Below are 19,782 nucleotides of genomic sequence, written 5' to 3'. Positions count from 1 at the left end.
AAAAGCCGCCTTCTCGAAGGCGGCTTTTTTATGCTCACGCTTTGCCGAGATGATGCTCACGCATCCAATCAATGACCGCAGGCAATCCTCGCTCCAGAGGTGTGGGCGAGAAATCCGGACAAAGCGTTTTCAGTTTCGTGATCTCCAGGCACTTCGATTTCGCGCCCACGTACTTGCTGGTGTCGTAGGCGACGTTCTCCGGAGCAAAACCCACATGCGCGCAGATCAGCCCCGCGAACTCGCGGATGGTGTGCTCGTAGCCGCAGCCGATGTTGACCAGGTCGTTATCTACACGATCAGCCAGCCAGACGGCTGTGCGGACGAAGTCATCCACATGGATCAGTTCACGCCGCTGGTAACCATCGCCCCATAGCACGACAGGTTCGCCATAGGTTTTTCCGCGAAGAATCTTCCGGATCAGATCGAAGATAAAATGCAGCTGCCGTCCGTCCGTGTGATAGCCCGGACCATAAAGCGTCGAAGGCACCAGTGTGAGATGCCGCACCCCGAATTGCTTCTCCAGCGAACTCAGCCCCACCCGCATCATGCGCTTCGTCATCGCGTAGGTGAACAGACTCTGGATCGGCTGTCCGTCGAGATAGTGCTCTTCTCGCAGAGGCAGCTCAGGCGCATAGGCGCAGCTGGTGCCGATGCTGATCAACTTGGCCTGCGGCTGCTCCATCGACCACCACGCCAGCACCTGCGTATTCATTTGCTGGTTCTTGATCCACTGCTCGCCGGGATGCTTGAGGCAAAAATCCCCCGCCTGCGTCCACGCGGCGAGATGCCAGATGCGGTCAAACGCCACTCCGCGCCAAGGCGCGAAACAGCCTTCGCGCGTCAGGTCGCACTCGCTGGAAGATGGCGCCGTCACCGCATGACCGGCCGCCCGCAGCGCCTCACTGAGGTGCCGGCCGAGAAACCCGTTTCCTCCCGTGATAAAAATACGCATCACAGCGTCTCCTTCGGATTCACGGGGAAATAAAACTCCACGCCGCGTGCGATCAGCGCCTGATTCCGGGCGAGAATTTCCTTCTTAAAATTCCATGCGAGCACGTAGTAAACGTCCGGCTGCTCCGTCAGCTCCTCCTCGATTCGGAGCGGGATGTGACTGCCCGGAGCGATTAACCCGCGCCGATGCGTGTTCTTCTCCGTGAGGCATTCGATGAGGTCCGTTTTGATGCCGTAGTAGTTGAGCAAGGTGTTTCCTTTCACCGGAGCGCCCAGCCCGAACACGCGTTTGCCCGCCGCTTTGCACGCACGCAGGAACGCGAGGTTCTCCTCTTTGCGCTGCGCGATGCGTTTACCGAAGGCGTGGTACCAGCCCAGCGTGTTCGCACCGTCGCGGTCTTCGGCCGACTCCAACTCTTGGAGACGCGCGCTCGGCTTCGCTTTCGCGGCATGCGTCGCGTACGCGATGATCGAGCCGCCGTGGATCGGCGAAAACTCCGCGTCGAAGAGCGCGAGTCCGTGGCGTTGCAGCAATTTTTGCAGCGTGCGGACGTTATAGTAGAGCAGATGCTCGTGATAAATCTGGTCGAAGGCGTCGTTTTCCACGATGCGCTTCATGTAGAGGAACTGGATCACGAAAACGCCGTCGCTCGCGAGACACTCGCGGATGCCGCGCGTCACCGAGTGAAGCTCCTCCAGGTGGAAAAACACGCCCGACGCGTTGATCACCTGGAATTTTTTCCCGATGCCCTTCGCCGTCTCTTCGTTGAAGAAAGCGCGCAGCGTGGTGAGGCCCGCCGTGTTGGCGATTTCAGCAGGCAACTTGGCCGCCTCGACGCCGAGGATGTCGTAACCGAGCGCCTTGTAATGCTTCAGCTGCGTGCCGTCGTTGGAGCCGATATCGAGCATCGATTTTTGCGCGTGCCCCGAGAAGAAACGTTGATCGACGTTGCGGGCTACTCCTTCGAAATGGTCGCTCAACGTCTTGGTCATGCCCGACAGATAGGTGTGATCGGCGAACATCGTTTCCTTGGGCACCGTGTAATCGAGCTGCACCGTCGCGCAGTGTTCGCAATAGACGACGTGCAACGGGTAGGTCGGTTCTTTGCCGACTTGGTCGGGCGTCAGAAAATGATTGGCCCACGGCTGGATGCCGAGATCGACGGCCGAGACAAGTTGGGTGGAATCGCAAACGCGGCAGATCATGAGGAGGAGGGGGCGAAATGATGAGACTGGGAAAGGATGAATCGCTCGGCATCCACGAGCGTTTCGGGCGTGCCGATGTCGATAAAGGGAGCCGAAACGCTATGCACCGCGACACACCCTTCCTGGGCCAGTCCGGGAAACACATTGTACTCGAAACTCAGCGGCCGCTTTTCTGGCATCGCTAAAACCGTCGCGTGGTTGAAGGCGTAAACGCCGGCGTTGATCACGCCTTGACCGGGACGCTTCTCGCGAAATCCCGCGAGACGACGACCGTCAGCCGCAAGATCGAGTGAACCGAAACGCGATGCGTCGGCGAGTTCGAGCCCCATGAGCGCGGCCTTCGTGTCGCTGCCAGATAGCGCAGTGATCAACGGCGTCGGATCGGCCACGACCAGCGAGTCGCCGTTCGTGACCAGCCAGCGAGTCTGCGCGTCGGCATCTTTGCGCACGCAGTTGAGAAAACCGCCCGCGGTGCCGAGCGGAGTCGTTTCACGACAGCACTCCACGCGAACGCCAGGAACGGGCTGTCGCGCGAAATGTGCCTCGATCACTTCCGAGAGATGTCCGGTCGATAGCACGAAATCGCTGCAACCATGACGCGCAAAGAATCGCACGACCCATTCGATAAACGGCCGGCCGGCGACCGGAGCCATCGGCTTCGGAATATCCCGCAACAGGTGTTTGATGCGGGTGCCGAATCCTCCGGCGAGAATGACGACGCGGATCATGCGTGCAGGTGAGGCAGCAGCGGACAGCGATCAGACGTTGCTGTACTTGCTGTTCTTCAAAATCGAGTAGCCCTTCATCAGCTCGCGGATGCCGCGATCCAACGACCACTCGGGCGCAAAGCCAGTGGAGAGCAGGCGCTGATTGGAGACGATGTAGTCGCGCTTGTCGGGATCTTCGCCGATGGGCGCTTCAAGGAAAGTGAACTCCGGCAGGTGCTTCTTGATAGCCGCCGCCAGCTCGAGCTTGGAGAGATTGGCATCGTCGAGACCGACGTTGTACGCGCGGCCTTTCATCTTCGCGAAGTTATCGAGGCCGAACGCGAACACGCGGGCCACGTCCTGGATGTGGATATAGTTTCGTTTGAAGTGACCTTCAAAAATCACGACCGCGCGATCGTTCACGGCGCGATACACAAAATCATTCACGAGCAGATCCACGCGCATACGCGGCGACATGCCGAACACCGTGGCGAGGCGGAAAGTGAGGCCGTTCTCGCGCGCGAGCACCGCTTTCTCGGCCTCGACCTTGGTCACGCCGTAGACAGAGAGCGGCTTCAGCGGGCTGTTCTCGTCGCACGCCTTATCCTTCTCGCCGATGCCATAGCCGCTGTTGGTGACCGGCATCAGCACCCATTGCGCGGGCGATGCCAGACGGCAGATGAGCTCGACCGCCTCCTGGTTGATCGTGCGGGCTGCGAGCGGATCGAGTTTGCACATCGGAGCGCCCACAATCGCCGCGAGCGGAATGATCGCATCGGCCTTCGCGATCAGCTTCTTCATCAAGACCTCATCCCGGCAATCGCCGCGGACGACATGGAAGAGATCGTGTTTGCAGCAGTCGGTCAGCGTCGCCTGCCCGAACAGAAAATTATCGACGACCGTGACTTCATGGCCGGCGTTCAAGAGATGGGGAACGAGCACGGAACCGATATAACCGGCCCCGCCAGTGATGAGGATTTTCATAAGCGTGTGTCGTGGGGTGTTTACCCTGTGAGCCCAGCCTAACGGCACGAACAGACCGCAACTAAAGTTTTCTCTCAAGGCTATCTAGGCATGTGCCGATCTCCCGGACCATATGCAGCCTGCTTTGCTTCCACGTGGGGAGGAGACCCCAGCATCACCACTCCACCTCCTTTCAGCCGCCGACCACAAAACCCCGTCCCTTCAGCCCTCCACCGCCACTGACGCCATGATCATCGCACGAGCCCCTGTCCGCGTGAGCTTTCTTGGAGGTGGCAGCGACTTCCCCGACCATTTTCGCCAGCACGGCGGCGCCGTCCTCGCCACAGCCGTCAACCGCTTCGCCTACGTCACCGTCCAGCCCTTCTTGCAGGAATATTTCGATCACAAGATCCGTCTCGCCTACCGCCGCAACGAATCGGTGAATACGCCCGACGAGATAGAGCATCCCGCCATCCGCGCCGCCTACAAAAAGCTCGGCATCGAGGGCGGCGTTGAGATGCACATCATGGCCGACATGCCCGCGCGCACCGGCCTCGGATCATCTTCGAGCTTCGTCGTCGCCATGCTCCAGGCGCTCCACGCCTTCCACGGTCGCTTCCGCACCGCTCGCGATCTCGCGAATGAAGCCATCGACATCGAGCGCAACATCCTCGGCGAAGCCGGTGGCTGGCAGGATCAGGTCATCGCCGCTTCGGGCGGTTTCAGCCTCGTGCGCTTCAACCGCGCCGGCTCCTACGACGTCACCCAGATTCCCCTTCCGCTCGAGCGCGTGCAGCAACTCGAGGATCACATGCTGCTCGTGTACACCCAGATTCAGCGCGACAGCTTTTCGGTGCTGGGCAAAAAAAACGGCAACCAGGCGCTCAAAGAAAAATGCCTCTGCCGCATGTCCGAACTCGCCGAGCTCGGCGTCGAATACCTCTCCTCTGACAAGCCCATCGCCCGCTTCGGCGAGCTCCTTCACGAAGGCTGGGAACTCAAAAAGCAGGCGGGCTCCGTCTCGCTCCCGCAAATCGACGAATGGTACGAGGCCGGTCTCCGCGCAGGTGCCACCGGCGGGAAAGTTCTCGGCGCGGGCCAGGGAGGTTTCCTCCTTTTCATCGCCGAGCCTCGCTTCCACGAAGCCATCCGCCAGGCCTGCGGCAACCAGCCGGTCGTCCGCGTGCGCGTCAACGCGCCCGGCTCGCAAGTGATCTTCTCTCAGCGTTAATCCGGCTCACCGCCGCCTCTCATGCGTCACGTCCACCTCATGGATCCGCAGCTCTCCGGGCTCGGCGGGCATTACCATAATCATGACGCGCAGCTCCTCACCGAGCTGCAACGTCGCGGCATCTCCGCCTCGCTCTACGGGAAAAAAAAATCCCAGGTCACCGATTGCGCCGGCGTGCCGATCACGCCCGCGTTCACCCTCGATATTTTCCAGGAAGCCGCGACCGACGCCACCACGTGGCCGATGGAAAACTTCCACGCGATTAACGACGCCTTCTTCGCCGAGCTCGCCGCGATCGCCCCCGCGCGCTTCTCATCCGACGACTTCGTTTACTTCCCCAACATTCTCCAAAATCAGGTCCACGCCGTCTCCCGCTGGCTCGCGCAACTCCCCGCCGCCAACCGCCCGGCCGTCGCCCTCATGTTCCGGTATCTGAACCACGCGATGGATTACATCCAGCAGCGGCAGAACAAGGACATGATCACCCTCTACTACCGCTTCGCCGTTCGTCAGCTCATCGCGTCGCACCCGCGCACGCTCATCTGCGCCGACACCACCGAACTCGCCAACGCGTACCGCCAGATGACCGGCGCTCCCGTCACCGAGCTGCCCAACCCGATGGACGTCTCCGCGCTGCTCGCCGCCCCCGCAGCGAAAGAACCCGCCGGGCGCCCCGTCATCGTTTACCAAGGCCACACGAGCCCGCTGCGTGGTTTTCATTTTCTGCCCGACATCGTCGAACGCTGCGTCTCGCTCAACCCGCGCCCGCTGTTCGTCGTTCAGGTTCAAAACCGCGCCGCCGCCGCCAGCACCGGATTAACGCCCACCTTGCAACGCCTCGATCGCATGAATCGCGGCATCGTCGAACTGGTCGAGGGCTCGCTCTCCTCCGCCGACTACCTCGCGCTCATGGCGCGCGCCGACATCGTGCTGCTGCCCTACACACCGACTTTCTACGGCGCCGGCTCATCGGGCGTCTTCACCGAAGCCGCTTCCCTGGGCAAAGTCGTCGTCGCCTGCGAAGGCACCGTACCCGCCCGCCAGGGCAAAGAGTATCAACTCGGCGTTGTCTCCGCGGACAAGTGGACGCCCCAGTCGATGGCGGCCGCCGTTTCTCAAGCGTTGAAAACTCTCCCCGCACTCCGCGCTCAAGCCGAAGCCGGCGCACCTCGCTTCCGTGAAGAAAACTGCGCGCGCGCTTTCTGGGAACGCCTGCTCGCCGCCGCAGCCACTCTGCCCGCCCCGGTCATCGCCGGCTAAGCGCGCGGCCTCTCCGACAACGGAGAATCCTGACGAACGCCCAGCAAGCGCCGCGTAATCACCGCGCTTGATAGAGAACCCGCCAGCAACTCAGGCCACCAGAGTCTTCGCGACCAGCGCCTGCACGCGCGGATCGTTGGGCGCGACTTCGCGCGCGATCTGCACCGCTTCGCCGATTTCACCTAGCTGTCCCACCGACTCGGCGAGATCGCCCAAGAGGAGAATCGCTTCGAGGTGCCGGCCATCCATGCCCAGACACGCCTGCACAGCCTCCAGTGCTTCCTTGATCTGCCCATTCTGACGCAGCGCGTGCGCCAGATCGCACCAGAGAGCGGTGTTGTTTTCGGTCCGCTGAATCGCTTCCAACAAATAAGAAACCGCCCGCGCAGGCCGGCCGAGGCCCAGCAGCGCGCGCCCCAGCAAATGCCGCGCTTCGGGCTGAGCCGAATCGACCGCAAGCACGCGTTGCGCGTGCGCCATCGCCTGCCCGCACATGCCGAGCGACAACAGGTTTTCACCTTCCGCTAACTCCGCCTTCACATCGCTCACAACCGCCTTCAGCGGTGCTTTCTCTTTTCGAAAAGCGGGACGCCCCACGGCAAGCAATTCGTCGAAGGCAGTCTCCAGCAATCCGCCAATCGCATCTCCATAAGCGAGCGTATCAAGAAACAGGGGCGAGCGCTCCATCGCTGCACGGATGCGCTCTGAGAGCGCCGAGCGACGCTCCCGCTGGACCGCCAGTTCTGCACCGAGACGCAAATACGATGACTCATCGTCTGCGACCAATTCATCGAGGCCGATAGTGCGGAGCAAAGAGCCGCCCATGCGCGCGCGGAAAGTCGTGCCCTCCCAGGCAATCGTCGGAATGCCCAGCTCGAGCGGATCGACTAGCGAGTTCACGCCGCCGAAGGGAAACGAATCCAGGTAAATGTCGCCCACGCGCAGGAGCTCTTTCACGTCGTTTCGCGACGCGAACTTCTCGGTAGAAATCAACAAGCGATCCGTCGAAACACCGTGCCCGGCCAGCACGCGGTCGAACTCGGCGCAGAAGCGTTTGATGGGATAGCTTGAGGACCAGTTCGGATTAAACGGATGCACCAGCAACCGGGAGCCGGGAGTCGCCGCGAGCAGCTTTGCCCAGGCATGCTGCATCTCCGGCGTGATCTTGAAATAGTTTGCCGCCGACACGAACACGACTGCGTCTGCCGGCAGGCCGAGCGACTCGCGCGTGAACGCCGTCGTCGGTTCCACACGATCGGCCTCGTACTGAAAGGCGTGCGTCGGTCCCGGGATGAGCCCGAGCCTTTCCGTGAAATTAGCTTCCGCTCCGGCCGCCTCCGTGAGCGCGCCCGAGATATACAGATCGCTCTCTGGCATCCCGCTGGTGGTACACGAGGAGTTGTTCACCACTTGGAGCGGAGCCAGACGGAACAAGGCCAGGCGCATGACTTCGTTCGGCACTGCGGTGACGTTCGTGCCGAGCACGAGCACATCGAGCGCTGCGCCCCGGATGACCGTCAGCTGTCCCTCCAGCTCCGCAGGCAGCACATGGAACTCCGCCGCGCGCTGGCGGCAGTGATTCTCCACCACGCTCTCCGTGAGATGATTCGCGAATAAAACGATTTCGAAGCGCTCAGGGTCCATCTGCTCGAACATCGGCAGCGTGCAGTACGTCTCCGTCTGCTGGCCGAAATGCCGGCTGAGAATGCCCACGCGCAGTTTCCGTCCCTCGCGCGGCACCGGATAAAGGTCGTCCTGTCGCGGCACGTTGAACGCGAGTGCGAAGATCTTCGCGCGCAGCTCGTAGTGGCGTTTCAACGACCCCGTCGAGAAATAGAGCGGGATGCAGTTGTTGCGGCGCGTGTAAACGTCGAGCGACGCCTTGACCGCCGCCGATCCGCGATTGGCCGCGCCCCAGCGCGCCAGTTCTTCGAGCCGCTTCAAATGATGCGCCGCATATTTCTCCGCCTGCCCCACGGCGCTGAACGCCTGCGGCGTATGAAAAACATAAACGGTAAACGCGGGCCACATCCATGACGGCACATCGTCGTAGCGCGGTGCCTGCGGCCATTCCCATGACGGCACGAGCAACATCGCCGCCAGGAGGCCGGGCCAGTTTTTGCCGGCATAGTTGCGGGCGAGTTCGAGGTCTTCAGCCTCCGGAACCTGCTCCGCCACGCCCGCCTGATAAAAGAGATTGAGCAACTGATCGGCCGCCTCGACTTGATCACCCGTCTTCACCGCGACCGGCAGATTCGAGATGGCCGCCGCAGCCGTGCGCCGGAAAGCCTGCACTTGCTGCCACACGACGGCGTCGCCCGGGTTTTCGGTATAAAGAGCAAAGACGCGTTTCGCCTCGTCGACTAACGACGCAGGCAAGGGGAGAGCAGTGGTGATTGGGGCGGGTGCGATGGTCATGATACTGGCCACAGGCGCGCCGAGCGGACAGCCGCGCGGCAACACTGCGGTTACGGTGAGCATCGGCTCATGGACCGGGAGTCTTTAGGGGAAAACCACTAGACGCTCGCAGCCCCGCCAACCACCCGAGCCGCCACGTATTCGCCGATGGCGAGCGACGCCGTAGCGGCCGGGCTCGGCGCATTGAGCACGTGCAACGCGCCCGCCCGCTCCACCAAATGAAAATCCTGAATCAACGTGCCGTCCGGCAGCATCGCCTGCGCGCGCACACCCGCCCCACCCGGCTCCAGATCGGCCTCGGTCAGCTCCGGCACGAGCGTCTGGAGCGACTGGCAAAACAGTTTCTTGCTGAACGAGCGGCGCACTTCCTCCCAGGCCATCGCGCGGTGCTTCTTCATGAAAGCCCAGAGCCCGCCGTAGCTGAGCGCGTCGAAAAGATCGCCCGGCCGGATCTGCCATTTCGTGTAGCCCTCGCGCGCATAGGCCAGCACGGCGTTCGGCCCGGCCTCGACTCCGCCTTCGATCATCCGCGTGAAATGCACCCCCAGAAACGGGAACGCCGGATCGGGCACCGGATAGATCAGATGACGCACGAGCGACTGCGCCGACGGCTTCAACTTATAGTATTCCCCGCGAAACGGCACGATGCGCGCCTCGCGTTTTTCTCCCGCGCTCTCCGCCACGCGGTCGCAGTGCAGGCCGGCGCAGTTAATTAAAAAATCTCCGGTGAAATCGCCCGCCGTCGTCTCCACGCGCCAGGACTGACCAGCACCGCTCGTTCCGCCGCGCACGGATTTTTTCACGCGCGCGCCGGTAGCGATCAGCACGCCTTGCGCGCGCAACGTTTTCTCCATCGCCGCGCACACGCCGTGATAATCGACAATGCCTTCCTCCGGCACCTGCACGGCGGCGAGCCCGGCCGCGTGCGGCTCGATCTCGCGAAACGCTTCGCGCTCCAGCCAGCGCAGTCCGCGCAACCCGTTTTGCGTGCCGCGCTCGATGAGCGTGTGCAGCCGCGCGACTTCCTCCGGCGTCGTGGCGACGACGAGCTTCCCGCAGATTTCGTGCTTCACGCCATGCTCCTCGCAAAACGCCACCATCCGCCGGATGCCATCCACCGCGAGCCGCGCCTTGAGCGAGCCCGGCTTGTAGTAGAGCCCCGCGTGAAGCACGCCGCTGTTGTGCGTGCTCTGGTGCTGGCCGACGCGCGGCTCCTTCTCCAAAATCTGGATGCGCGCATCGGGCTGGAGCCGCTTCAGCGCGAGCGCCGTGCCCATCCCGACCAGACCGCCACCGACGAGGATATAGTTCATGGGGTTTGCTATGCCGCGAGTTGAGCGGCGCGGCACATGGGAGGGAAATCATTTCCCAACAGCCGCGGAGAATCTCTCGCGAGATTGCCATGAAGAGTCCGCAGGGTTTGCTCGCTCGCATGTCCGCGCCCCGCCGCATCCGCACCGCCCACTTCTGCCATTGGGCGGATGGACTCGAAGATGCCCCCGCTTTTCTCGCACGGCTTCCCGCGCTCGATCTCAGTAAACGCGTGACCAATGCCGCCGATCCCGCGCTCCTACGCATGGCTCGTCTCGATTGCGACTGGCACGGCGAAAACACCCGGGCCTTCGCCGCGATGACACATCCGTCGCTGGAGTTCCTGCCCGCGTATGTGAGCGGTGCTCCCGGCTTGCTCGACTTGCTCAAGCTCCCGCCCGCATCCGCCACCGGCGAAGAGCGCTGGCTCATCTTCGACGGGCAGAATCCGCAAAAACTCGCCGGCGCACTCGGCAAGCTGCTCGCGTTTCTCAAACGCAACGGCTGGCGCGTGCTGCTTTACGGCTTCGACGAAGTGAGCCGCGTGATGCCGTGCTTCGGCGAACTCGCGCCGCATCTCGACGTGCTCATCCACGACGAATCGCCGCTCGATGAACGCGGGCGTGCGCTCCTGCCCGCGAGCTGTCGCACGATCCATCGCAGCTGGGTCGCCAACCTGGTGCCCTTCGCCGCGCCATTCGTGGAGCAGCCCGAGGAGAAAATTTTCTTCCTCGGTTCCAAGCTCGGCCTGACCGACAACCGGCTCCGGCAAATCCAGTTTCTCGAAAAAAAATTCCCCGGCCGCGTCGTGGACAGCCACGACCACTCTGTCTCGGTCGCCGACCGGCATCAAGTGAACCGCTACAAAGTCAGTCTCTGCCCGGAGGGCCGGAAATTCGCCGTGCCGACGATGAGCGCCACGCACACCGACCGGCCCTTCTGGTCCGGCTCCCTCGGCATGGTGCCAGTCTCGGAAAATTCAAAAGCGGGCGACCGGCTCGAAGCGCTACATCGAGCGGGATTGATCCTGCGCTACGAGCAGGGCGATCTCGAGTCGCTGGGCACTGCGTGTGAGCGCGCACTGGCGATGTCGCGCGACGAGCGCCGGAAAATCTACGAACACTTCAACCGACACGAAACGGTCGGGACGGTCGTGGCGGAAGCGATCGCCGGATGTTTATCCCCCGCGCCTTAAGTGGCGCGGCTACGAAACCAGCGCGCGATACTTCGCCTCAAGTCCCCGCGTAAATCCAACCGCATCGCAAAGCGGGCTCGCACTCATCCGCTCACGCAGCCCGGCACGAATCACCGAGAGCCGAGTTAGATCGGCGACGAGCGCTCGCGCCTTCGCGCAATACTCGCCGGGCGTCTTCGCGATCCAGTCAGCCGAGCCTAGATGCGTGAGCAGGCTCGAGCCGACCCGGGCGACATGCGTCTCACCTGCGAGCGTGATGACCGGCACGCCCATCCAGAGAGCTTCGCACGTCGTGGTCGTTCCGTTGTACGGAAACGTGTCGAGCGCCACATCGACGCGGTGGTAGAGCGCGAGGTGCGCGGGCACCGAGAGTTCGCGTCCATCGAGTTCGATGCGCTCTGGCATCACTCCCGCCTGCATAAAGGCGTCGCGAATGCGGCTGGCAGTATCGGGATCGTCGAGACCGCGCGACTTCAGGAAAAGCCGTGAACCCGGCACTGCCGTGAGCAGACGGCACCAGAGCGCGATGGTCTCGGGCGTGACTTTGGCGAAGTTGTTGAAGCAGCCAAAGACGATCCCCGCTTTCGCCACGAGCGCTGGCAATGGCCCGACTGCGGGCGCTTCGGCGGGCGGTTGATAGACAGAGAACGGCCCGGGCAGCCGCACGAGTTTTTCCGTGTGCAGCGTTTCGGTTGCCCCAACGGGATCGCTGACGGCATCGGTGAGCCGGAAATCCATCGCCGAGAGTCCGGTCGTGTTCGGATAACCGATCCACGTGATCTGCACCGGCGCGGCGCGGCGGGCGAAGACGAGCAAGCGGTTGCGCGCCGTGTGACCCGCGAGATCCACCAGCACGTCGAGCCGGTCGCGACGAATGAGCTCCAACGCCTGATCGTCGGAGAGCGGCGCGAGATCGCACCAGTGTTCGGCCGTCGCGCGCAGACGCGCCGTGACCGCATCGGGGGCGAGCACGTTGGCGTAGCAAAACACCTCGAACGTGGCGCGATCATGAGCCTTGAGCACAGGCTCGAAAAAGTAAGCGACAGCGTGATTCGAGAAATCTGGCGAGAGATAGCCCACGCGAAGACGGCGGCCGCCGGATCGATCACGCTCCGGCGCCATCGTGGCGGTGGTCAGTGGCTCCGCGTAGCGCGCGGCCCAGCGCTGATGCTCGGCGAAAATCTCCTGTGGCGTGATGCCGTGCAGGTAATTGAGCGCCATCAGGAGATTGCTGTGGGTGCCGGGGCGCGGCTGGAGCGCGAGCGCGGCGCGATAGCTCGTCACGGCATCTGCGATACGACCTTGCGCGCGAGCGAGGCGGCCGAGGTTATCGTGCGCGGGCGCGTAATCGGGGCGCAGACGCAGCGCCTCAAGGAAACAGTTTCCAGCCTCCGCCAGCCGTCCACGTGAGAAGAGCGCGTTGCCCAGGATGTTGTGCGCCTCGGGGCGCGCGGGTTCGAGTTCCAAGGCGCGCCGGAACTGCGCTTCGGCGTCGGCGTACTGGCGGAGTTCGAGAAAGGTGACGCCGAGGTTGAGCCGGATGGCGGCGTCGGCCGGCGAGAGGCGGACGGCTTCACCGAGCGGTACGAGCGCCTCGGTGAAGCGCAGCAGGCTTTTCAGCGCGTTGCCGAATTGGTGATGCACCTCGGCCACAGCGGGCAGCGCGTGGAGAACCTCGCGGTAAAGCGGGATGGCCTCGGCGGGCTTGCCAGAGCGGTGGAGACGGACAGCGCGGTCGAAAGTCTCTTGAGGGGTCGGCATGAAGCGGCGCGCCCAAGTCCGTCGAAAAACGTGCGCACCGCAAGTCCGGCGAGTACACGGCTCGACAGCGTCAGACACACGCGCACAGTGGCGGCGTTTTTCATGCCGTCGCCCGCCCCCACGTTCGCCGCCCGCCCGCTCCTGAGTTTGTGCATGATCGTGAAGAACGAGCGCGAGACGCTCGCCCGCTGCCTCGCGTCGGTGAAGGACGTCGTCAACGAGATCGTCGTCGTGGACACGGGATCGACCGACGGCACGCAGGCGATCGCGCGTGAGCACGGTGCGCAGCTCATTCAATCCAGTTGGGAAAATGATTTCAGCCGGGCGCGCAACCAGTCGCTCGCCGCGGCAACGGGCGCGTGGATTCTGGTGCTGGACGCGGACGAGTATTTGCTTCCCGAGGACGGCGCTGCGCTGCGTCAGCTCATCGCGCAGCACACGGACGCAGACGGCCGAGCCACGGTGGCGTTTCAGCTGGTGCTGCAAAACCTGTCGGCCGACGGCCGGCCCGGAATGCTCGCGCACATCACGCGCGTTTTCCCCAACCGGGCTGACGTGCGCTACGAGTGGCCGATCCACGAGCAGGTTATGACCAGTCTCAGCCGTGCAGGCGTTCCCGTGCTTACCTTGACGGTGAAATTCCTTCACACCGGCTACGCGAACCGGGAGCGCAACCGGGCGAAGCAGCTTCGCAACCGGGAGATTTTTCAGACGCAGATCGCCGGTGGCGGTGATCTCGCGCCGATGACTTATTTCCTGCTCGGCGGCTGTCATCTCGATCTCGGCGAGCATGAGGAGGCGCTCACCATTTATCGGTTCGCTCTTCAGGCCGCGCGCCGCGCGCCGGATGGAGACGAGGTCGCGCGCGGCGCCCACGTGCGCGTGATCACCTGTCTACTCGCGCTCGGGCGGGCCGACGAAGCATTGGCGGAAATGCCGGTGGAATTTGATGCGGGCTGGCACCCGGAGCTGATGGCGTTGCGCGCGGAAGCCGAGGCGAAGCTCGGGCGGGCCGACGAGGCGCGCGGCTGGTACGAACGCGTGCTGGGCTGCGTGGCGGCGCCGCAGATTCCGCCTTACGATGTGACGGAGTTGAAATGCGACGCGCTGCTTTTTCTCGGCGCGTATTGGAAGGACCGGGGGAAGCCTGCGCGGGGCGTGCAGTTGTTGCGGGCGGCGCTCGCGCTCAAGCAAGAGGGCAAGGCGTTCGGACCGGCGGAGCTGGCGGCGTTGTACGAGCGGGTGGCGTAGCTCGTGGAGCGTTGCTCCATGCCTCATAAAAAAGAACCCCGTGCGCACTCGAATGCGCACGGGGCTTAACGGAAGAATCCGTATCAGACGCTTATCAACACTGACGCTAACGTTACGAGATCAGACGGAGAGCCGTCTGCGCCGAGCCGTTGGCCTGGGCAAGCATCGCGGTACCGGCCTGCACGAGGGTGTTCCAACGTGCGAGCTGGGTGGATTCCTGCGCCACGTCCACATCGATGATGCGGCTGTTAGCGGCTTCGAGGTTGGCTTTGTTGGTCGTGAGCAACTCGCCCGCGAAACCGAGGCGGCTCTGCTCAGCGCCGTTCTGGGCGCGCATCGTGGCGACGTTCTGAATCGCGCTGGTGATGGCGCTCAGCGTCAGACCGGACGAACCGAGGCTCGTGACAGACGATGACGTGAGAGCACCGATACCGGCGCTGGTGCCAGCGAGGTCGCGACCGGCGAGGCTGACAGCGGAAGTCGTGCTGCCGTCTTCGGTGACTGCGACTGTGAGCGAGGCGGAACCGAACAGGGTGACGCCGTTGAACTTCTCGGCCACGAGGGACGTGAGCTGGCTCTGGAGAGCGGTGAACTCGGAGTCGTAGTTGGCCAGGTCGGAGCTGTTCTTGGTCGGGTCTGCGTAGAGGGTCTTCAGCTCGCTCATGCGATCGAGGACCTTGCCAGTGACTTTGAGCGCGCCGTCCTGCGTCTGCAGGTACGAGACGGAATTGCCGATGTTCGAAGAAACCGCGCCCTGGCGTTTAGCCGCGGCAGAAAGTTTCATGGACACAGCAAGACCGCCGGCGTCGTCAGACGGGGTGACGATCTTCGAGCCGCTCGACAGCCGGTTAAGGCTGCGTTGCAACATCGCGTTCGAGGAGGCCAGATTGTTTGAAGCAACCGTGGCCGAGTAGTTTGTATTAATGACAACTGACATAGTGGTATCTTTCCTTGATGAGTGCGACCTTCCGTTGTCGCCACGAGCCTCCTTAGAACCGGTGAAGGCCAGACCTGACGGAACATCATGCTCCGATTTTTTCGCCCGCTAGGGCTGACTGACGAGTGGTAGTAAGGAACTGTCCGCACACGGGCCGGACGAGCAGAGTGGACGCGGGGCGCGATGCCTTTTTGGCGAAGGCGGCGCGGAAGCGATGAACCGCGTGTTCTGCTAAACCTTTCTATAACCCTGCCGGCTGGCGGCCGTTTGGCGCAGCCACCTGCCGACCGGGAAAGTGGTGATGATTACGAGATCAGACGGAGGGCCGTCTGAGCGCTTTGATTGGCCTGCGAGAGCATCGCAGTGCCGGCCTGCACGAGGGTGTTCCAGCGTGCGAGCTGGGTGGATTCCTGCGCGACATCCACATCGACGATGCGGCTGTTGGCGGCTTCCAAGTTGGCCTTGTTGGTCGTGAGGAGCTCGCCCGCGAAACCGAGGCGGCTTTGCTCAGCGCCGTTCTGGGCGCGCATCGTGGCAACGTTCTGAATCGCGCTGGTGATGGCGCTCAGCGTCAGACCGGACGAACCGAGGCTCGTGACAGTCGTTGCCGTGAGGGCGCCGATGCCGGACGAGGTGCTCGACAGCTCGCGGTTGGCGAGGGTGACAGCGGAGGTCGTGCTGCCGTCTTCCGTGACCGCGACCGTGAGGCCGGCGGCACCGGAGGAGCCGAACAGCGTGACGCCGTTGAATTTCTCGGCCACGAGAGACGTGAGCTGGCTCTGGAGAGCGGTGAACTCGGAGTCGTAGTTGGCCAGGTCGGAGCTGTTCTTGGTCGGATCAGCGTAGAGGGTCTTCAGCTCGCTCATGCGGTCGAGCACCTTGGCGGTGACCTTCAGAGCGCCGTCCTGCGTTTGCAGATACGAGACAGAGTTGCCGATGTTCGAGGCGACTGCGCCCTGGCGTTTAGCCGCGGCGGAGAGCTTCATCGAAACAGCGAGACCGCCGGCGTCATCGGACGGGGTGACGATCTTCGAGCCGCTGGACAACCGGTTAAGGCTGCGTTGCAGCATGGCATTGGACGAGGCGAGGTTGTTGGAGGCAACGGTCGCCGAATAGTTAGTGTTAATAACAACTGACATGGGATTATCTTTCCTTGATGAGTGCGACTTCCGTAGTCGCCACGGGTCCAGAGAACCGGACAGGACCAGCCGTTCGAGGCGAATGCCCCAAAAGTGTCACCCTGCGAAGGGATAGCCCGGACTCTCCTTCGGTGGCCGCGCATCGAGAGAGATGCGCGCGCGGAAGGGAGCCGGGCTTTGATTTGCTAGCTTGCTAAGTGGTAGTAAGGAACGATCCGGATGTATCCGGAATCTCTGACTTGCGGACGGAGCGTTCGTTTGGCGCGAGACGCTCCCGCTTTTTCAAATTCAACACCTGGCGTTCCCCCTCTCCGGCGTATGGCTGGATCTCGTTTGGCGCGAGAAGCAGCGGACCTGTCGGAGATGGCGTGGGAGAACCGGTGGCGGACTAAAGACTTTTTATTACTGCAGGAGACGGAGCGCGGTCTGGGCGCTCTGATTGGCCTGTGAGAGCATCGCAGTACCGGCCTGCACGAGAGTATTCCAGCGGGCGAGCTGTGTGGACTCCGAGGCCACGTCCACATCGATGATGCGGCTGTTGGCGGCTTCGAGGTTGGCCTTGTTGACCGTGAGCAGTTCGGCGGCGAACGAGAGGCGGCTTTGCTCGGCGCCGTTCTGGGCGCGGAAAGTGGCGACGTTCTGGATCGCGGACGTGATCGCGGTGAGGGTGAGGCCGGAAGAACCGAGGCTCGTGATCGAGCTGACCGTGAGGGCACCGATACCGGTCGCGGTGCTGGAAAGATCCCGGTTAGCGAGGGTAACAGCGGAAGTGGTGCTGCCGTCTTCAGTGACCGAGACGGTGAGACCGGCCGAACCGGTGGAACCGAACAGAGTGACGCCGTTAAATTTTTCAGCGACCAGTGACGTGAGCTGTGCTTGGAGCGACGTGAACTCCGAATCATAGTTCGAGAGGTCGGTGCTATTCTTCGTCGGATCGTTATAGAGGGTCTTCAGCTCGCTCATGCGCTCGAGCACCTTGCCGGTGACTTTGAGCACGCCGTCCTGCGTTTGCAGGTACGAGGCGGAGTTGCCGATGTTGATCGCGGCCGCACCGGAGCGCTTGGCTGCGGCGGACAACTTCATGGAAACGGCGAGACCACCGGCATCATCGGCCGGGGAAACAATTTTGGAACCGCTAGAGAGACGATTGAGGCTCTTCTGCAGGTTCTGATTGGACATAGCCAAGTTGTTCGAGGCAACCGTGGCGGAATAGTTGGTGTTGATTACGACTGACATGGGAATCTTCCTTGATTTTAACTACCACGTCCGTGTGGCGACGGATCCGAGGGAGAGCCGGATCGCTCGTCTAAGAGAAGTCTCTCAGATGCGGAATTAAACGGACCGGGGCTGAACAAACTTTAAGCGAAAACAGAAAAAATCTCCGCGCCCCCGGTTTCTCCTCTGAAAACCGTTTGAAAATTTCTTCCAGAGGAAGACCGGCGCGGCCATTTTCCGCCCGAAAGAAACCGGAAAACATCCCCCCTTTCCGCTCCCAGCGGTCTCCAGTCCGCGCACGTGCTTCACTAATAGAAAGCGCCCAACTCGAGATCCGACTCCCGGCAGTCTGTGACGATTTTCTTACCACTGCTTAAGTACGCCCTCTTTGTACCGATGCCCCCGATAGCGCCCTTAGTGTCTCTCCACATCTAGCCCTTTTCGCCATGGCCTCCATACAACTCTCCGGACTCATCTCAGGCTTCGACTGGAAATCCTTCATGGATGAAGTCATGGAGCTCAACCGCGCGCCCATCACCCGTCTCCAGGCCGAGAAGACCACTAATAACAACAAGGTCTCCGCCCTCGATAACCTCGGTACCCGCCTCAACGAGCTCCAGACCGCCTCCCGCGCGCTCAAGTCCGAAGGCCTCTTCACCGGTCGTAGCGCCACCTCCACTACGACTGGCTCCTCCTGGTCCACCAGCGCCACCAGCGGCACCGCCACCGGCGCCTACAATTTTAACGTCACCCAGCTCGCCACGACCACCAAGCGCTCCGGCGCGGGCGACATCGGCCTCGGCCTCAGCGCGACCAACAACGTCACCGGCGTCACCATCGCCTCGATGCCCACCGCCACGGCTGTCACGGCCGGCGATTTCACCGTCAACGGCGCCAAGATCACCGTCGCCCTCACCGACTCCCTTCAAGACGTCTTCGATAAAATCTCCACCGCCACCAGCGGTGCAGTCGTCGGCAGCTACGACTCCACCACTGATAAAATTTCGCTCACCTCCGTCCCGGCCAGCAACCCGATCACCCTCGGCGCGTCCAACGACACCTCCAACTTCCTCGCCGTCGCCCGCCTCGCCAATGGCAACAACACCGGCGTCATCGAAAGCGGCACCGCCCTCGGCGCCACCAGCCAGAGCGCCCCGCTCGCCAGCTCCCGTCTCCGCAATTCCATTACCGCGGTTGACGGCTCCGGCAACGGCACCTTCACGGTCAACGGCGTCAGCATCGCCTATAACGTCAACACCGACTCCCTCTCCGCCGTACTCGGCCGCATCAGCAGCTCCTCGGCCGGTGTCAACGCCACGTACGACGCCGCCGCCGACCGCGTCGTTCTCACCAACAAGAGCACGGGCGACCTAGGCCTCAGCGTCAGCGAAGCTGCCGGCGGCTTCCTCGACGCCGTCGGCCTCTCCGGCTCCTCCACGCTCGCGCGCGGCGACGACGCCCAGTTCACCGTCAACGGCGGCCCCACGCTCACCAGCACGAGCAACACATTTACCGCCGCCTCCCACGGCATCACCGGCCTCAGCCTCACCGCCAACACCGAGGCCAGCCAGACCATCACCGTCGATGCCAACACCACCGGCATGAAGGGCGCGATCGACGAATTCATTAAGAAGTTCAACGCGGTCCAGTCCTACATCGACACCGCCACCAAGATCACCTCCGCCAACGGCAAGGTCACCTCCGCCGTCCTCGCCAACAACCGCGAGATCCAGTCCTGGCAATCCACCCTTCGCTCCACCGCCTTCTCCGCCGTCAGCGGCCTTTCCGGAACCATCTCCCGCCTCGAAAATCTCGGCATCGATTTCACCGCCGGCACCTCCGAACTCGCCATCAAGGATCCCTCCAAATTAGAGGCCGCCCTCCGTGATAAACCCTCCGAGGTCGAAGCCTTCTTCAAGACCGCCAGCACCGGCTTCGCCGCCAAATTCGAAACCTTTAACACCAGCCTCATCGGCACCTCCGGCACCGGCTCGGGCGGCATGTTGGGCTCGCAAAAAGAAACCCTCACCAAGGGCAACACCAGCATCGACCAGCAGATCGCCAACATCGAACGCCAGCTCGCCTCCGAAAAAGCCCGCATGGAAGCCGGCTTCCTCGCCATGGAAAACGCCCAGGCCACCATCAAGAACATGTCGGCCCAGCTCACCAGCGCCTTCAGCAGCACCAGCAACTCTTAATGGCTGGCCAGCCCCGCGCCTCACGCGCATCCGTTTTCC

At 62.7% G+C, this 19,782-nt stretch carries 15 protein-coding genes; 5 read left to right on the top strand and 10 right to left on the bottom strand.

Annotated elements, in window-relative coordinates; all coding sequences use genetic code 11:
* Window positions 1-34: 34 nt before the first annotated feature.
* Genes CMV30_RS09145 through CMV30_RS09130 form a run of 4 tightly spaced genes read right to left on the bottom strand, consistent with a single transcriptional unit; the run spans window position 35 to window position 3,848 of the window.
* On the bottom strand, window positions 35-952 hold the full coding sequence (locus tag CMV30_RS09145; protein WP_096055737.1) for an NAD-dependent epimerase/dehydratase family protein: 918 nt from the start codon (window positions 950-952) through the stop codon (window positions 35-37).
* The gene (locus tag CMV30_RS09140) at window positions 952-2,157 is read right to left on the bottom strand and encodes a class I SAM-dependent methyltransferase (RefSeq protein ID WP_096055736.1); all 1,206 of its coding nucleotides are present in this window, start codon (window positions 2,155-2,157) and stop codon (window positions 952-954) included. Before CMV30_RS09140 ends, CMV30_RS09145 begins: the two co-directional genes overlap by 1 nt.
* Window positions 2,154-2,885 carry a sugar phosphate nucleotidyltransferase gene (locus CMV30_RS09135; RefSeq protein WP_096055735.1) on the bottom strand — a complete coding sequence of 244 codons (732 nt, stop codon included), beginning with the start codon at window positions 2,883-2,885 and terminating at the stop codon, window positions 2,154-2,156. Before CMV30_RS09135 ends, CMV30_RS09140 begins: the two co-directional genes overlap by 4 nt.
* A gap of 30 nt (window positions 2,886-2,915) precedes the next feature.
* Window positions 2,916-3,848: an NAD-dependent epimerase/dehydratase family protein gene (locus CMV30_RS09130; RefSeq protein WP_096055734.1), complete on the bottom strand. Its 933-nt coding sequence runs from the start codon at window positions 3,846-3,848 to the stop codon at window positions 2,916-2,918.
* A gap of 226 nt (window positions 3,849-4,074) precedes the next feature.
* Here CMV30_RS09130 and CMV30_RS09125 point away from each other — a divergent pair, with 226 nt between their 5' ends.
* Both CMV30_RS09125 and CMV30_RS09120 read left to right on the top strand, forming a co-directional pair.
* Window positions 4,075-5,058: a GHMP family kinase ATP-binding protein gene (locus CMV30_RS09125; protein WP_175414800.1), complete on the top strand. Its 984-nt coding sequence runs from the start codon at window positions 4,075-4,077 to the stop codon at window positions 5,056-5,058.
* 21 nt (window positions 5,059-5,079) lie between these two features.
* Complete coding sequence (locus CMV30_RS09120) at window positions 5,080-6,318, top strand: glycosyltransferase family protein (protein WP_096055732.1); 1,239 nt, start codon at window positions 5,080-5,082, stop codon at window positions 6,316-6,318.
* Window positions 6,319-6,408: 90 nt separating this feature from the next.
* On the opposite strand, the gene CMV30_RS09115 is transcribed toward CMV30_RS09120, so the two are convergent.
* Window positions 6,409-8,781 (bottom strand): O-linked N-acetylglucosamine transferase family protein, encoded by a 2,373-nt coding sequence (locus tag CMV30_RS09115; RefSeq protein WP_175414799.1) that lies wholly within the window; start codon window positions 8,779-8,781, stop codon window positions 6,409-6,411.
* Between the two features lie 53 nt (window positions 8,782-8,834).
* Window positions 8,835-10,049, bottom strand: coding sequence for an L-2-hydroxyglutarate oxidase (lhgO, locus tag CMV30_RS09110; RefSeq protein WP_096055730.1), 1,215 nt, complete (start codon window positions 10,047-10,049; stop codon window positions 8,835-8,837).
* A 119-nt stretch (window positions 10,050-10,168) separates the two neighbouring features.
* On the opposite strand from lhgO, the gene CMV30_RS09105 reads away from it, so the two are divergent.
* The gene (locus CMV30_RS09105) at window positions 10,169-11,242 is read left to right on the top strand and encodes a hypothetical protein (protein ID WP_096055729.1); all 1,074 of its coding nucleotides are present in this window, start codon (window positions 10,169-10,171) and stop codon (window positions 11,240-11,242) included.
* A gap of 9 nt (window positions 11,243-11,251) precedes the next feature.
* Here the strand turns inward: CMV30_RS09105 and CMV30_RS19385 are convergent, their stop codons facing one another.
* Complete coding sequence (locus CMV30_RS19385; RefSeq protein WP_138223208.1) at window positions 11,252-13,003, bottom strand: O-linked N-acetylglucosamine transferase, SPINDLY family protein; 1,752 nt, start codon at window positions 13,001-13,003, stop codon at window positions 11,252-11,254.
* A 102-nt stretch (window positions 13,004-13,105) separates the two neighbouring features.
* Here CMV30_RS19385 and CMV30_RS09090 point away from each other — a divergent pair, with 102 nt between their 5' ends.
* A complete protein-coding gene (locus CMV30_RS09090) occupies window positions 13,106-14,254 on the top strand; it encodes a glycosyltransferase family 2 protein (RefSeq protein ID WP_175414798.1) in 1,149 nt (382 codons plus the stop codon).
* Between the two features lie 112 nt (window positions 14,255-14,366).
* Here the strand turns inward: CMV30_RS09090 and CMV30_RS09085 are convergent, their stop codons facing one another.
* The 3 genes from CMV30_RS09085 to CMV30_RS09075 form a co-directional block, all read right to left on the bottom strand.
* Window positions 14,367-15,191 (bottom strand): flagellin, encoded by an 825-nt coding sequence (locus CMV30_RS09085; protein ID WP_096055727.1) that lies wholly within the window; start codon window positions 15,189-15,191, stop codon window positions 14,367-14,369.
* A gap of 305 nt (window positions 15,192-15,496) precedes the next feature.
* Window positions 15,497-16,330 carry a flagellin gene (locus CMV30_RS09080; protein ID WP_096055726.1) on the bottom strand — a complete coding sequence of 278 codons (834 nt, stop codon included), beginning with the start codon at window positions 16,328-16,330 and terminating at the stop codon, window positions 15,497-15,499.
* A gap of 402 nt (window positions 16,331-16,732) precedes the next feature.
* Entirely contained in the window at window positions 16,733-17,566 is an 834-nt protein-coding gene (locus tag CMV30_RS09075) for a flagellin (protein WP_096055725.1), read from the bottom strand.
* Between the two features lie 425 nt (window positions 17,567-17,991).
* Here CMV30_RS09075 and fliD point away from each other — a divergent pair, with 425 nt between their 5' ends.
* The gene (fliD, locus tag CMV30_RS09070; RefSeq protein ID WP_096055724.1) at window positions 17,992-19,743 is read left to right on the top strand and encodes a flagellar filament capping protein FliD; all 1,752 of its coding nucleotides are present in this window, start codon (window positions 17,992-17,994) and stop codon (window positions 19,741-19,743) included.
* The last annotated feature ends 39 nt before the right edge of the window (window positions 19,744-19,782 follow it).

This window comes from Nibricoccus aquaticus (assembly GCF_002310495.1).
Classification (GTDB): domain Bacteria; phylum Verrucomicrobiota; class Verrucomicrobiia; order Opitutales; family Opitutaceae; genus Nibricoccus; species Nibricoccus aquaticus.
The sequence above is the reverse complement of the archived record's forward strand: the minus strand, read 5'-3'. Positions and strand labels throughout refer to the sequence as shown.